The organism is Shinella sp. S4-D37, from assembly GCF_040812195.1.
GTDB lineage: Bacteria > Pseudomonadota > Alphaproteobacteria > Rhizobiales > Rhizobiaceae > Shinella.
The window spans coordinates 452,702-466,641 of the sequence record NZ_JBFNXL010000003.1 but is presented as its reverse complement, the minus strand read 5'-3'; the positions used below and the strand labels follow the sequence as shown (position 1 = coordinate 466,641).

15 protein-coding genes and 3 pseudogenes are annotated in these 13,940 nt (G+C 61.3%); 11 read left to right on the top strand and 7 right to left on the bottom strand.

All coding sequences use genetic code 11. The annotated features are described in order from the left end of the window. Positions 1 to 19 precede the first annotated feature (19 nt). From AB3G45_RS06210 to purU, 4 genes are all read left to right on the top strand, one after another. Positions 20 to 1,447 carry an aminobutyraldehyde dehydrogenase gene (locus AB3G45_RS06210; RefSeq protein ID WP_367829730.1) on the top strand — a complete coding sequence of 476 codons (1,428 nt, stop codon included), beginning with the start codon at positions 20 to 22 and terminating at the stop codon, positions 1,445 to 1,447. An 83-nt stretch (positions 1,448 to 1,530) separates the two neighbouring features. Continuing rightward, positions 1,531 to 2,280: an electron transfer flavoprotein subunit beta/FixA family protein gene (locus AB3G45_RS06205; protein WP_367829729.1), complete on the top strand. Its 750-nt coding sequence runs from the start codon at positions 1,531 to 1,533 to the stop codon at positions 2,278 to 2,280. A gap of 21 nt (positions 2,281 to 2,301) precedes the next feature. After that, positions 2,302 to 3,231 carry an electron transfer flavoprotein subunit alpha/FixB family protein gene (locus tag AB3G45_RS06200; protein WP_367829728.1) on the top strand — a complete coding sequence of 310 codons (930 nt, stop codon included), beginning with the start codon at positions 2,302 to 2,304 and terminating at the stop codon, positions 3,229 to 3,231. A 98-nt stretch (positions 3,232 to 3,329) separates the two neighbouring features. Further along, complete coding sequence (gene purU, locus AB3G45_RS06195) at positions 3,330 to 4,214, top strand: formyltetrahydrofolate deformylase (protein WP_367829727.1); 885 nt, start codon at positions 3,330 to 3,332, stop codon at positions 4,212 to 4,214. Positions 4,215 to 4,611: 397 nt separating this feature from the next. Here the strand turns inward: purU and AB3G45_RS06190 are convergent. Next, positions 4,612 to 5,344: pseudogene (locus tag AB3G45_RS06190) on the bottom strand (DDE-type integrase/transposase/recombinase); the annotation flags it as partial. Here AB3G45_RS06190 and AB3G45_RS06185 point away from each other — a divergent pair. The 7 genes and pseudogenes from AB3G45_RS06185 to AB3G45_RS06155 all read left to right on the top strand — a co-directional run bounded on the left by AB3G45_RS06185 (position 5,282) and on the right by AB3G45_RS06155 (position 8,440). Further along, a complete protein-coding gene (locus AB3G45_RS06185) occupies positions 5,282 to 5,725 on the top strand; it encodes a transposase (RefSeq protein WP_367829726.1) in 444 nt (147 codons plus the stop codon). The pseudogene AB3G45_RS06190 and the gene AB3G45_RS06185 overlap by 63 nt on opposite strands. Next, entirely contained in the window at positions 5,632 to 5,928 is a 297-nt protein-coding gene (locus tag AB3G45_RS06180) for a transposase (protein WP_367829725.1), read from the top strand. The genes AB3G45_RS06185 and AB3G45_RS06180 overlap by 94 nt, the downstream gene beginning before the upstream one ends. A gap of 66 nt (positions 5,929 to 5,994) precedes the next feature. Beyond that, positions 5,995 to 6,210: a hypothetical protein gene (locus AB3G45_RS06175; RefSeq protein WP_367829724.1), complete on the top strand. Its 216-nt coding sequence runs from the start codon at positions 5,995 to 5,997 to the stop codon at positions 6,208 to 6,210. Between the two features lie 15 nt (positions 6,211 to 6,225). After that, positions 6,226 to 6,480, top strand: coding sequence for a transposase (locus tag AB3G45_RS06170; RefSeq protein ID WP_367829723.1), 255 nt, complete (start codon positions 6,226 to 6,228; stop codon positions 6,478 to 6,480). Positions 6,481 to 6,695: 215 nt separating this feature from the next. Then, positions 6,696 to 7,896, top strand: a pseudogene (locus AB3G45_RS06165) (IS66 family transposase); the annotation flags it as partial. After that, entirely contained in the window at positions 7,893 to 8,180 is a 288-nt protein-coding gene (locus tag AB3G45_RS06160; protein ID WP_367829722.1) for a UPF0149 family protein, read from the top strand. The pseudogene AB3G45_RS06165 and the gene AB3G45_RS06160, both read left to right, overlap by 4 nt. Then, positions 8,177 to 8,440, top strand: coding sequence for a hypothetical protein (locus AB3G45_RS06155; protein ID WP_367829721.1), 264 nt, complete (start codon positions 8,177 to 8,179; stop codon positions 8,438 to 8,440). The genes AB3G45_RS06160 and AB3G45_RS06155 overlap by 4 nt, the downstream gene beginning before the upstream one ends. A gap of 61 nt (positions 8,441 to 8,501) precedes the next feature. On the opposite strand, the pseudogene AB3G45_RS06150 reads toward AB3G45_RS06155, so the two are convergent. The 6 genes and pseudogenes from AB3G45_RS06150 to AB3G45_RS06125 form a co-directional block, all read right to left on the bottom strand. Beyond that, positions 8,502 to 8,660: pseudogene (locus tag AB3G45_RS06150) on the bottom strand (IS6 family transposase); the annotation flags it as partial. Positions 8,661 to 8,714: 54 nt separating this feature from the next. Beyond that, positions 8,715 to 10,553 (bottom strand): methyl-accepting chemotaxis protein, encoded by a 1,839-nt coding sequence (locus AB3G45_RS06145; RefSeq protein ID WP_367829720.1) that lies wholly within the window; start codon positions 10,551 to 10,553, stop codon positions 8,715 to 8,717. A gap of 38 nt (positions 10,554 to 10,591) precedes the next feature. Continuing rightward, positions 10,592 to 11,278 carry an ABC transporter ATP-binding protein gene (locus AB3G45_RS06140; protein WP_367829719.1) on the bottom strand — a complete coding sequence of 229 codons (687 nt, stop codon included), beginning with the start codon at positions 11,276 to 11,278 and terminating at the stop codon, positions 10,592 to 10,594. After that, positions 11,275 to 12,012 (bottom strand): ATP-binding cassette domain-containing protein, encoded by a 738-nt coding sequence (locus tag AB3G45_RS06135; protein ID WP_367829718.1) that lies wholly within the window; start codon positions 12,010 to 12,012, stop codon positions 11,275 to 11,277. Before AB3G45_RS06135 ends, AB3G45_RS06140 begins: the two co-directional genes overlap by 4 nt. Beyond that, positions 12,009 to 13,028: a branched-chain amino acid ABC transporter permease gene (locus tag AB3G45_RS06130; RefSeq protein WP_367829717.1), complete on the bottom strand. Its 1,020-nt coding sequence runs from the start codon at positions 13,026 to 13,028 to the stop codon at positions 12,009 to 12,011. The genes AB3G45_RS06135 and AB3G45_RS06130 overlap by 4 nt, the downstream gene beginning before the upstream one ends. Then, positions 13,028 to 13,903: a branched-chain amino acid ABC transporter permease gene (locus tag AB3G45_RS06125; RefSeq protein WP_367829716.1), complete on the bottom strand. Its 876-nt coding sequence runs from the start codon at positions 13,901 to 13,903 to the stop codon at positions 13,028 to 13,030. The genes AB3G45_RS06130 and AB3G45_RS06125 overlap by 1 nt, the downstream gene beginning before the upstream one ends. Between the last annotated feature and the right edge of the window lie 37 nt (positions 13,904 to 13,940).

Sequence of the window (13,940 nt, the reverse complement as noted above, 5' to 3'; positions counted from 1 at the left end):
GCTACAACGAGGTATAAAGATGAAGTTCCAGACCAAATTGCTCATTGATGGCAAACTGGTTGAGGGCGAAGGCACTGCTCTTTCCATCCTGGATCCCGCCACGGGGAAGACGGTTGCCAACGTCGCCGAGGCCTCGAATGCTCAGGTCGATGCAGCCGTGAAATCGGCTGCAGACGCCTTCGAGACATTCTCGCGCACGACGCCAGCGGAGCGGTCTGCTTTTTTGTTGCAAATCGCCAACGTCTTCGAGATGAACAGCCGCGAACTCGCGGGGATGGAGAGCATCGACGTCGGCAAGCCCTGGCCGTCCGCCCATGACGACGAGATGCCGCTGACAATTGACACGTTCCGCTTCTTCGCAGGCGCCGCGCGTACGATGACGAGCGCTGCCGCTGGTGAATATATCGCCGGCCATACCAGTATGCTGCGCCGTGACCCCGTCGGTCCGGTCGCCGCCATCACGCCGTGGAACTATCCGCTGATGATGTTCTCGTGGAAGCTTGCCGCCGCGATTGCCGCGGGCTGCACAGTGGTGCTGAAGCCGTCCGAGATCACCCCGCTCGCGACGCTGAAAGTCGGCGAACTCCTCGCCGATGTCCTCCCGAAAGGTGTGCTCAACATCATCCACGGAACCGGTGCGACGATCGGAGATCGGCTCATCAATTCGCCCGAGATGGAGGCGATCGCCGTCACCGGGTCGCCCGCGACCGGTATGGCCGCGATGCGCGCGGCTTCCAACCAGATCCGTCACGTTCATCTCGAACTCGGCGGCAAGGCCCCGGTTATCGTCTTTAACGATGCCGACATCGACACGCTCGCCCAGACGATCCGCGCCGGCAGCTATTTCAATGCCGGCCAGGATTGCGCCCAGCCCTGCCGCCTCCTCGTGCAGGACGGCATCTATGACAAGGTCGTCGCTGCCGTCGCGAGCGAAGTCGCGGGCATCAAGGTCGGCGCGCAGAAGGCGGAAGGCACGCAGATGGGTCCGGTCGTCTCCGCGGTGCAGCGCGACCGTGTCGCCGGCTTCGTCGATCGGGCGCGCCTGAACGCCGAGATCGTGACCGGTGGAAACCGCATTGACGGCGATGGCTTCTTCTATGAGCCGACCGTCGTCGCCAACGTCAACCATGATGCCGAGATCGCCTGCAACGAGGTGTTTGGCCCCGTCGTCACGATCTCGCGCTTCTCCGAAGCCGAAGATGCACTCAAGGTTGCCAATGCCGGCCGCTACGGCCTAGCCTCCTCCGTCTGGACGAAGGATATCGGTCTTGCCATGAGCATGACCAGCGAACTGCGCTACGGCTTCACCTGGGTCAACACCCATGGCGCAGCAACCGCCGAAATGCCGTGGGCAGCCATGAAGGGCTCCGGCACAGGATGTGATATGTCCATCCATGCGCTCGATGCCTATACGTCGGTGCGTCACGTGATGTTCGCGCACGCCTGATCCTTTTAGGCGTCCGCTACAACGTCCGGCCGTCAGACGGCGGCCGGCGACCATCTATCATGCCCTTTCTTCGAGGTAATCCCATGAAAATCCTGGTCCCCGTCAAGCGGGTCGTCGACTACAACGTGAAGATCCGCGTCAAGGCGGACGGCTCGGGTGTCGAGCTTGCGAATGTGAAGATGTCGATGAACCCGTTCGACGAGATTTCCGTGGAAGAGGCGCTGCGGCTGAAGGAAGCCGGCAAGGCCGAGGAAGTGGTGGTGGTGTCGATCGGCCCTGCGAAGGCAGAAGAGACACTGAGGACGGCACTCGCGATGGGCGCCGACCGCGCCGTGCTGGTCGAGACGGACGACGCCGTCGAGCCGCTCGCCGTCGCCAAGATCCTCAAGGGCGTGGCCGAGGCCGAACAGCCGGGGCTGATCATCGTCGGCAAGCAGGCGATCGACGACGACAGCAACCAGACCGGCCAGATGCTCTCGGCGCTGCTCGGCTGGGCACAGGCGACGTTTGCCTCGAAGGTCGAGATCGGTGATGGGTCTGCCCAGGTCACCCGCGAGGTCGACGGCGGCCTGCAGACCATCGAGGTCAAGCTGCCGGCGGTGGTCACCACCGACCTTCGCCTCAACGAGCCGCGCTATGCCTCGCTGCCGAACATCATGAAGGCGAAGAAGAAGCCGCTCGACAAGAAGACACCCGGCGATTTCGGCGTCGACACGGCGCCGCGCCTGAAGGTGCTGAAGACCGAGGAGCCGTCGGGCCGCAAGGCGGGCGTCAAGGTCAAGTCGGTCGCCGAACTGGTCGACAAGCTGAAAAACGAAGCCGGCGTGCTCTGAGACCGGAAAGGGAGACAAGACATGGCCATTCTTCTTCTGGCAGATCACGACAACGCCCACCTTTCCGACCAGACCGCCAAGGCGCTGACGGCGGCAAGCAAGATCGGCTCGGATGTGCATGTGCTCGTCGCCGGCAGCAATGCGAAGGCCGCCGCCGAGCAGGCGGCAAAGCTGGCAGGCGTCTCGAAGGTGCTGCTCGCCGACGACCAAACCCTTGCCAACAACCTCGCCGAACCGCTGGCCGCGCTCATCGTCTCACTGGCCGGCAGCTATGACGCCATCGTCTCGGCCGCGACTTCGGTCGGCAAGAACGTGCTGCCGCGCGTGGCCGCCCTGCTCGACGTCGCGCAGGTCTCGGAAATCGTCGAGGTGGTCTCTTCCGACACGTTCAAGCGTCCGATCTATGCCGGCAATGCCATCCAGACGGTGCAGTCGACGGACGCCAAGAAGGTGATCACCGTCCGCACGGCCTCCTTTGCCGCAGCCGGCGAAGGCGGAAGCGCGGCCATCGAGACCGTCTCGGCCGCAGCAAACCCGGGCCTTTCCACCCACGTCTCCGACGCCCTGTCCTCGTCGGACCGTCCGGAACTGACGTCTGCCAAGATCATCATCTCGGGCGGCCGTGCGCTCGGTTCGTCGGAAAAGTTCCAGGAAGTCATCCTGCCGGTCGCCGACAAGCTCGGCGCCGCCGTCGGTGCGTCCCGTGCGGCCGTCGATGCGGGCTATGCGCCGAACGACTGGCAGGTGGGGCAGACGGGCAAGGTGGTCGCGCCGCAGCTCTACATCGCCTGCGGCATCTCCGGTGCGATCCAGCACCTTGCCGGCATGAAGGACTCGAAGGTGATCGTCGCCATCAACAAGGACGAGGAAGCCCCGATCTTCCAGGTCGCCGACTACGGCCTCGTCGGCGATCTCTTCGAGATCCTGCCGGAATTGCAGAAGGCCGTATAAGCACGCACCTGCCTGATATTCGCCTCCCAAGCGACGGATGGCGCGGCTCTGAGGGCCGCGCCATTCTTCTGATATTCATGACCTTGGAGATACGCCGAATGAAAAGCTACGCCCTGACCGTAACCTGCCAATCGACCCGCGGCATCGTCGCCGCGATCACCGGCTACCTGGCCGAGAAAGACTGCAACATCGTCGACAGTTCGCAGTTCGACGATCTGGAGACGGGTCTGTTCTTCATGCGCCTGACCTTCAAGAGCGAAGGCGGCGCGAAGCAGGACGATATCGATGCAGGCTTTGCGCCGGTAGCCAAGGCCTTCGCGATGAGCTACGAGTTCCACAACAGCGACGAGCGCATGAAGGTGCTGCTCATGGTCTCGCGCTTCGGCCATTGCCTCAACGACCTGCTCTACCGCTGGAAGATCGGCGCCCTGCCGATCGACATCGTCGGCGTCGTCTCCAACCACTTCGATTACCAGAAGGTCATCGTCAACCACGACATCCCCTTCCATCACGTCAAGGTGACGAAGGAGAACAAGCCGCAGGCCGAAGCGCGGCTGATGGAGATCGTCGAGCAGTCCGGCGCCGAACTCATCGTGCTCGCCCGCTACATGCAGGTGCTGTCCGATGCCGTCTGCAAGAAGATGTCCGGCCGCATCATCAACATCCACCACTCGTTCCTGCCGTCCTTCAAGGGCGCCAACCCGTACAAGCAGGCCTTCGAGCGCGGCGTGAAGCTGATCGGTGCTACGGCACACTACGTCACCGAGGATCTGGATGAAGGTCCGATCGTCGAGCAGGACGTCGCGCGCATCACCCATGCGCAGTCGGCGGACGATTACGTCTCGATCGGCCGCGACGTGGAGAGCCAGGTGCTGGCCCGCGCCGTGCACGCCCACATCCATCACCGCGTCTTCATGAACGGCAACAAGACCATCGTCTTCCCGCCTAGCCCCGGTTCCTACAAGTCTGAACGTATGGGCTGAGCGATGGTCACCATTATCGATGGAAAGCAGGTTGCCGCTTTCGTGATCGACGTCGTGAAGTCTGCGACCGCCTCGCTAGAACAGGATGGCGGTTGCTACGCGACATGGAACTCAAGGCCGGAAGCAAGGCTGCGCGCAGCCAAAAGGGAGCCGCCCACGCCTACAACATCAAGAGCCGCCGGGAGCAAGAGCGCCGCTGGGTCGAGCAGGCCGAAGGCGCCTATGCCCGCTTCGTTGCCGGCTGGAACCCGCAAGGTCCGAAGAAGGCGCGCACGGATGCCGCAAATGAGGTGCGACGATAGAGGCTGCGCGGCAGGACACTCACCTCGGACCCCTGCTCTTGCCACGCGGTCACCCATGCGCAACAGGAGAATAGCGCAAATCCGATCAAAAAGCCCTTGTCGATCACATCAGTCGTCCATGGATGATTGGGCTTTGTCAGGCGGTGTTCGATATCGTGGGCCTGGCAGGCTCGATCGAACGGATGCCCGCGCCAGATAGCTGTCGGCCCAAAGCGGTTTTTCGGCAGATCGGCAAACTGGATGCCGTTGTCAGTCAGAACAATCTTGATCTTGTAGGTAACGGCTGCCACCAGAGCACCGAGGAATGCACGTGCTGTCGCCGTGTTGACAAGCTCAGCGAAGGCGAACTTCGAGGTGCGGTCGATGCCAACGTACAGATATAGCTTGCCGTCCCCCGTCTGCACTTCGGCAATATCGATGTGGAAGAAGCCGATCGGGTACGTTTTGAACTTCTTCCTGGCAGGCTTGTCGCCCTCGACATCTGGCAAGCGGGAGATGCCATGGCGCTGCAAAGCAGCGGTGCAAGGACGATCGCGTCAGGTGCGGGATTGTCGCTTGCAAGCTGTAGAGACAATCGTCGAGCGGCAGAAGGGTATGGCGGCGGAAGGCAATGATAATCGCCTTGTCGTCACCGGACAGGACCGTGGACTTCGGTTGGCTTGGACCGGTCGGCAGATCAGCGACCGAGGTTCGCTTCTTCCATTTGGCAACGGTCTTCTGGTTTATGCCGTAGCGCTTGGCAAGCGACCTCAGGCTCTCTTGACTATGTTGTATCGCTCGACGGATTGCCTCTGTCGTTGTGGCGCTCCCGTGAAGAACCTGCCCCATAGCCCTTCCCTCTATTCAATGGATAAGATTGCACCATCAAAGCCCGCGATCAAACAGCTGAGCGGGATCGTTCATGCGCTGCGTTGCGGTGGGCGCTGGGCCGACTGCGCGGATGTCTACGGGCCGAAGAAGACGCTCTACAACCGCTTCGTCTGCTGGTCCGAGCGCGGCATTTGGGAGGGCATCTTCAGTGCGCTGGCAGGTGCCGAGGATGCATCCGATCGGCTGTTCATCGACAGCAGTTGCATCAAGGTCCACCGCTGCGCGGGCGGAGGAAAAGGGAGGCCTTGGCTCATGGTATCGGCCGCACCAAAGGTGGGCGCAACACCAAGCTCCATGCCGTCTGCGACGCGAAAGGCCGTCCTGTCGTCCTGCTCCTGACACCGGGAAACGTTCATGATTGCAAGGTCGCCCAACGCTGCATCGAAGCCACGCCGCCGTCCAGCGAACTCGTCGCCGACAAAGGTTATGACAGTCAGGCCCTGCGCGCGTGGCTTGACGAGCGCGGCACCCAGGCCGTGATCGCGCGTCCCGCAAGGTCTGGCGCAATTGGCCAGGACCGGCTTCTACAAGGAGGTGTATGACAAATCCCCGCCGCCCATGGCGTGCGGAGCGTCATCACGACCCGCAACCCCCTGGTCGGATCCCGGGTGCGGCTCGACAACATGATCGGCGGCCTGTGCGCGACCTTCGGCTTCAAGCCCGGTCCCGGTCAGGGCAAGGCTTTTATCGACCGCGTCATGGAGGCCGCCAACATCCCCGGCCTCGGCCAGAGCATCACCGCGCTGCTTGCCGTAAGAACTGGGTTGATGAAGCAGATCAAGGAAATGGATCTGGTGCTGCGTGAGTTCTCCCACCGATCTTAATCCTGCAGGCAACTCATGAGCATCCCCGGTGTCGGCGTTCAAACCTCTGCTGCTTTTGCCGCGCCAATCGATGAAGTTGGCCGCTTCCGACAATCTCGCACCACCGGCGCCTACTTCGGCCTTGTCCCCAGACGTCACCAATCCGGAGAGATCGATTGGACAGGTCGCATCACCAAGCAAGGCGGCAGCATGGTGCGAAAACTACTCTACGAAGCGGCTAACTCGATCCTGACGCGCAGCCGCGGCAGCTTCGCCAGGGGTGGGCCATGAAGATCGCGAAGCGGTGCGGTTTAAGAAAGGCACGCGTGGCGCTTGCTCGCCGTCTTGCCGTCATCATGCACGCCATGCTGCGCGATGGCACTTTGTTCGAAGCATGAGGTGAGATGGAATCTGATTGCCAGTGGTGAAGCCGGAAAGCTGATCCGAGGGCGGTGTCCCCAGAGGGAACGCAGGGACAGCGATCTGCGAAGGTTTTCTCCGCAAGCGAGCCGGAAAGCCGCGCGTGCGCCTGTTGCTCCGGCACGCTCCATCGCATTGGAGAGACGACGAGCGAGGCACTCGATGTCGTTCCGGCCATTTTGCGCGTCAAACGAACCATTCGCCCTCGCTATGCCTGCCGGGCATGCGAGAATGGCGTCGTCCAGGCTCCCGCGCCAGCCCGCTTCATGGATGGCGGCATGGCGACGACAGCATTGGCGGCCCATATCGTCGTTTCCAAGTTCGCGTGGCACCTGCCGCTCTGCCGGCAGACTCAGATCTTCGCGGGCCACGGGATAGCCCTCGATCGTGGAACGCTCGGCGCCTGGGTTACGCGCGTTGCCTGGTGGCTCAAGCCACTCTACGACAGGCTGCTGACCTTCATTCGCTCGCAGCCAAGGGTTTTTTCCGACGAGACCCGATTGCCGCGGCTCGATCCGGGGCGAAAGGGAACGAAAGTCTGCCAGCTCTGGGCGCAGGCCGTGGACGATCGCCCCTGGAAAGGACCGGCTCCACCGCGGTCGGCTATATCGTCTCCGAGAGCCGCAGCGCCCGTGAAGCGGAGCGCCAATTGGTATCCTTCAACGGCGTGCTTCAGGTGGACGGATATACCGCCTACAAGACGCTTGCCAGACATCGCGGCAAAAGCAATTCCGGCGTAAATTCGTCGATGTGGTCAAGCTGACCGGATCGCCGGAGGCGCTCGATATCGTATCGATCCTCGCCGAGGTCTACCAGATCGAACAGGAGATCAGGGGGCAAAGCGCCGAGGATCGTCACAATACCCGCCAACTCCGCTCAGCTCCCGTCATGCGCCAGTTGAAGGCGCGCCTGCTCGACCTGAAGGACGACATCTCAACACAGTCCGCCCTTTCCAAGGCCATCAAATACACGCTCACCCATTGGGCGGGCCTGAACGCTTTCCTCGACGATGGGACGATAGAGATCGACTCCAACATCATCGAGCGTTCGATGAAGTCCGTTGCCGTGACGCGAAAGAATTCGATGTTCGTCGGCAATGTCCAGGGCGGCGAGACCTTCGCGATCCTGGCATCGTTGATCAACTCGGCCAAATTGAACGGGCTGGATCCATACATCTGGCTTGCCGATGTTCTCGAACGGATCGTATCGGGCAGCATGACGATCAACCAGCTCGATACGCTGCTGCCTTGGAACTGGAAAGCTGATCAGGTCGGTCAAGCCGCATGACCCGGCCCGCCGTTTCCTATGACGAGCTCGATGAGTACCTTCGGGGCGATGGGCACAACGACTATGTCGGCGTGAGCGCCATCGATGGGCTGATTGCGGCCGTCGTGGCCGGCCCGGTGAAGATCCCTGCGCATACATGGTTGCCGCACGTATTCGGCGGCTCAATACCGCAAACCAGGCCAGGCTCGATCGAGGAGCGCCTCGTCAATACCGTGCTGCACCGTCACGACGAAGTGGAAAGCCTGCTGCGCGACGCCCCGGGCACTACTATCCCATTTTCATGAACCACAAGGGCGAGACTATCGTCGGTCCCTGGGCGATCGGATTTTCCCTTGGCCTCAGTCTGGACGGTGAAGCGTGGGCCCCGATCCTCCTTGCCACGCCGAAGCCGGTGATCGCCCTCATCATGGCCGTCAATCCGCAGCTCGCCAAACTCCTCATCCGGTTTACTCCGCAGGAGCGGCGCAAAATAAGGGCGACGGCCCACCACCATATCTCATCCGCAGTCCTGCAATTGCACGCCATCACAAGACAGGCCCGGTAACAACGCGGCCAGCAGCATAAACCCAGCCTACAGGCAAGGTGACGTGTTTATCGCGCTTGCACACGGTCTGATGAGAAACGATGATGCCACGTGCTGCTAGCATATCCTCGACCATACGCAAACTGAGCGGAAACCGGAAATAGAGCCACACCGCATGGGCAATCACATCTGCTGGAAATCGATGACGGCAATAAAGGGGATCACGGGCGAGTCTGGTCATGCCGCCAGATCCCACATTTTGATCGACGCCGGGTTAACGTTACAGTGCCCAGCATCATGCGATCCGTTTCACGTAGGTTGGCGGTGTAGAATCTGATGTTCGTGCCGGGGTCTCACGCAATTGGAATTGCCCTATCGTGGAATTCAAATTGGCCGTCACAGACATCAGGTTGGTTGCGACTGCGGCTGCCTCCTCCGCCATTGCGGAATTTTGCTGCGTCGATCGATCGACCTCGCCGATAGCGCCGTTCACGCCATGCAGCCCTGCTAACTGGTCTTTTGAAGAGTGAGCGACGGCGTCGATATGGCCGTGAATGGCCGAGATAGATGCGGTGATGGATGACAAGGCCGACGTCATGCTCTCCACAAGTTTGACGCCACCGGATATCTCGGTTCTCGATTTGTCGATCAGCACCTTGATCTCGTCGGCTGCCGTCGCCGAGCGCTGGGCAAGTTCGCGAACCTCATGCGCCACCACCGCGAAGCCTTTTCCGGATTCGCCCGCACGCGCTGCCTCCACACCGGCATTCAGCGCCAGGAGATTGGTCTGGAAGGCAATCTCGTTGATGACGCTGAGGATCGTGGCGATCTCTTTCGAGCAGCTTTCTATCCTCCGCATTGCGGCTTGCGTGTCGGTCGCCACGACTGTCGTGGCGACCGCGTCGTCTTTGGCCTGGTGCGTCAGCAGCCGCGCGTCCTCGATACGTGTCACCGACTGCCGAACGTGTTCGACGATCTGGTTGAGAGCGGCGGCGGACTCCTCAAGGCTGACCGCCTGCTGCTCCGTACGTTGCGAGAGCGCGCCGGAAGCAGCCGACATTTCCTGTCCGCAGCTGTCGATGGCGGTCGCGCCGCCCGCAATGACCGCAAGCGTTTCCCCGAGCTGCCGGATGGATGTGTTGAAGTCGCTCCTCAGTGCCTCGAATTCGTTCGAGAACGGCTCCTCGAGGGAGAAAGAGAGATCACCAGCCGCCATGCGCTTCAAACCCGAGGCAAGTCCGGATGTTGCCGAAGAAAGCCGCATCGCGGCGGCCGCCTCCGCGGCATCGCGGGCAGCCACCCTATCTGCTTCGGATCGCATCCGAGTTTCATTAGCCTCGTGCTCGAGTGCGGCCGAATGGATCGCCACCTTCCTGAATATCTCCACCGACTGCGCCATAAAACCGATTTCGTCGCGCCGTGATGTATAGGGTACGGCGCTGACGACGTCGCCTGCAGCGAGGCGGCGCATCGAGGATGTGATCCTAAGGATCGGATTGGAAATGTCGAAGATCGCTCCTGCCGTTGCCATGGATGCGATGAGGAGTGTGATAGCGATCATGGCATAAAGCGCGACGTTGGATTCGGAGGCGGTTTGCGAGGCATCCAACGCTGCGGCCCGGGCGGCATCGCCATCAAGCGCGATGAGATCGGAGATGGCGGCGCGGATCGTCTCGCCGAGCGGCTCCATCTCGTCGGCAAAGTGTCTGGCAGGCGCGGACTGCATGCCCTGCTCTATCATGCCCAAAAACTCGACGCCCAATTTGACATAAGCTGCATAATTTTCGGAAATCGCCTCGTAGCCGACCTGCTTCGCATTGGTGTCGATCACCGCCTTGTAGGCGTCAAGCGCACTTCTGAACGCCGCATGCGACTGCTTCACGCCTTCGAGCGCTGCCGTCCGGCTTTCCGCATCTACGGCGACCAACTGGCGGATATAGGCAAGGCGCAATTCTAACAGGGCGATCTGCAACTCGCCAGACGCGGCGAGACTGGGCATGCTTTCGTTGACGATCACCTCGCTCGTCATCAACTGCTTCTTGCTGCCCGAAAGTCCGACAACGCCGGAAGCGACGCCGAGCACGAGTAGAAGAACCTGTATCCCGATCAGTTTCATGCGCAGCGATGTCTTCATCGCATTCCTCCAGGCTGGATGAGCGTCCCGCTCGATGCTTAGTGCAATTCTTCCATGGCAAGCAGATCGCGCGGAAGCACTTCCTGCACGATCGTACCCTTCTGCATGATCAGCACGCGGTCGGAGAGCGCGGCGATGAACTCGCGCCGCTGCTCCACCACGATGAGCGTGAGGCTCTTGCGTCTGCGCAGGTCCAAGAGCGTGTCGACAATCTCCTCGTTGATCGATGGCTGGATGCCCTCGGTCGGCTCGTCGAGCATCATCATCTTGGGCTCGCCGCACAGGCATCTTGCCAGCGCCAGTAGCTGCTGCTCGCCGCCCGAGAGCAGGCCGCCTGTGCGCTGAAGGAGCGGCTTCAGCCGCGGAAAGAGTTCAAGAACCTCTTCGGTGACGCCTTTGCGGTGTCCGCCCGAAACCGCGCTGCCCATGCGCAGGTTTTCCGCGACCGTCAGCGTCGGGAATATCTGCCGTCCCTGCGGCACGAGACCCATGCCGCTTCGGGCACGATGGTGTGTCGACACCCGGGTCACGTCTTTACCGTCAAACTTGATCCTGCCGCGCGTCAAAGCGCGATACCCGAGCAAGGTCGTGAGCAACGTCGTCTTGCCCATCCCGTTATGTCCCCAGATACCGACGCACTCGCCGTCGGCGACATCGAAACTGATGTCGTGCAGGATGGGAATGGCTCCGTAGCCGGAGGCAAGATCGGAAACCGAAAGGATCATAGCGTTACACCTCCTGCCTGCTTGCCTAGATAGACGTCCTTCACCCGCTGGTCCGAAAGGACCCGATCGACCGTATCCTCCATCAGGACCTGTCCGCGGTTGAAGACCGTTATGGTCTTGGCGATCATCTTGATGAATTCCATATCGTGTTCGACGACGATGATCGCGCAGTGGCCATTGATCTCGCGAATCAGTTCGGCCGTTCTCTCGCGTTCTCGCCCAGTCATACCGGCGGCCGGCTCGTCGAGCAGCACTAGCTTGGGACGGCCGGCGATGACCACGCCGAGCTCGACCCATTGCCGCTGGCCGTGCGAAAGCTTCGCCACCTCGGTTGAGGCCTCGACGCTGAGCCTGATGGTCTTAAGTACCTCGTCGGCAATGCTGTCGGCCTGCGTTCGCGAATTGCGTCGACGCGCCGAAAGCCAGATATTTTCCCGGACGGTGAGATTGTTGAAGAGACTGGGAATCTGCGTCTTGATGCCGACACCGAGATTCGCGATCTGGTGTGTCTGCAACCCCCTGAGTGGCACTCCGTCGATCGCGACACTTCCGACCGATGGCCGGTGGACGCCCGTGAGCAAGCGGAAGAAGGTCGTTTTTCCAGCCCCGTTTGGGCCGATGAGACAACGCAGTTCTCCTTGCGCCAGCGAGAAGTCGACGCCCTGGACGGCCTTCAGTCCGCCGAAATGGATTCCGAGGTCCTTCGTTTCAACGAGAGGCGCTGCGTTGGTCATGCCGTTTTCTCCTGCTGGCGGACTGTCCGCGCCTGCCGCGTGCGCAGACGCTGTTGCAGCGTCGGGACGAAGCCTTGAGGCAGCAGCAGCACCATCAGCGTCAGAATGGCGCCGAGAATGACGTCCTTGTTGATTGTGTCGATGGTTGTCAGCCATGTTGTCAGCCACTGGATGAAGAAACAGCCGAGAACCGGTCCGATGAACGTGCCGACGCCGCCGACCACGACCCAGATGATGATCTGTACAGACTGCGAAAGCGCAAAGACTGTCGGGTCCGTATAGTTGCCCCAGTTGGCGTAAAGGCAGCCCGCGAGGCCGGCGAGGCCGGCGCCGATGATGAAGGTCACCAGCTTGTAGCGGCGCACATCATAGCCCAACAGTTCGGATCGCGTCTCGTTTTCCCGGACCGAGACGACGATGCGCCCGAAGTCGCTGGCAACAAGATATCGCAGGCCGATATAGGTCGCCGCTAGAACGACGATGCAAAGCGTAAAAAGTCCGATCGTGTCGAGTTCCCAAGCGGGGAAACCCGGAACAGTGAGGCGCGGAACGGACGGAATGCCGTTGAACCCGCCAAGCGGCGCCTTTCCGATCGTGTAAGCCGGGCCGGACGTAGAGTTGGCGACCTTGAAGAAGATGAGCGACACCGTGAGCGTGATCGCTCCCAGATAAACGTCGCTGATCCGGCCGTAGAACATTAGATAGCCGAGCGCCGCCGCAAACAGGCACGGAACGACGATCGCCAACAGCAGTGCCGACGTCGTCTCGCCGAAATTGATCGCGGCTATCGCGTAGGAATAGGCACCAAGTCCGAAGAACACGGCATGGCCGAAGGACAGGATTCCGCCGCAGCCCCAAATGAAGGCAAGCGAGAGCGCGAGGATCGCCAGGATGACGTATATCGTCATCTGCAAGATCTCGTATTCATTGAAGATCGCGGGAAAGAAAAGGGCTGCGAGCAGCGCTCCACTCCCTGCGCCCAGCGCTGCGACCCGGTTGTTCCAATCCAGTGTCATTAGATGCTTCCTCTGAAAAGCCGCCCGGTGATGCCCTTCGGCATGAGACGGACAAGGACGACGGCAGCGAGCAGCATGGCGACTTCGCCAAAGACGGGGGTCGTCAGGAAGCTGGCGACCTGGTTGACCGTGCCGAACAGGCTGGATGCGCTTAGGGTGCCAGCAACCACAGATGCGCCACCGCCGATTACGGTGATGAAGGCCTTGGCTACGAAGCTCGTGCCCATGCCGGGCAGCACTCCGGTGATCGGCGCCATGACGCCGCCTGCGAGGCCGGCCAGCGCCGCGCCAAGCGCGAAGGTGATCGCGTAGGTGCGCTTCGGATCGACGCCGACCGCGGCGGCCATGTCCGGGTTCTGCATCGTCGCGCGCGCAATCAGCCCGAACTCTGTTTTCTTGAAGAGAAGCACCAGGAGAAGCACCGTCACGACCGCCACGCCGACGATGAAGAATTTGTAGCCGCTGACATTAGCGCTTCCCAGCGTCACGGCCCCGATCGGCGAGGAGATACCGGTCGTCGTGTTCCCGAAGACCGTGGTGACCAAGCCGACGAAGAGCAGCGACAGACCCCATGTCGCAAGCATCGTGTCGATGATGCGGCCATAGAGGTGGCGAACGACCAAGCGCTCGACGACGAGCCCGAGCAAGCCCACGACGACGGGCGCGACGAAGAGAATGGCGATGTAGAAATTCACGCCGTGCTTTACCGCTGCAATGGCGGTGTAGGCGCCCAGCATCAGGAATTCGCCATGGGCTAGATTGATCACGCGCATCATGCCGAAGACAATGGCGAGGCCGAGGGCGATGAGAATGAGGCTCGAAACGCCGGCGAGAATCTCTAGCCCGGCGGTTAATGCAAAGGTCACGGCTTGCATCCTTTGTAATGGCAATGGCCCGCCCCCTCCGTACTCG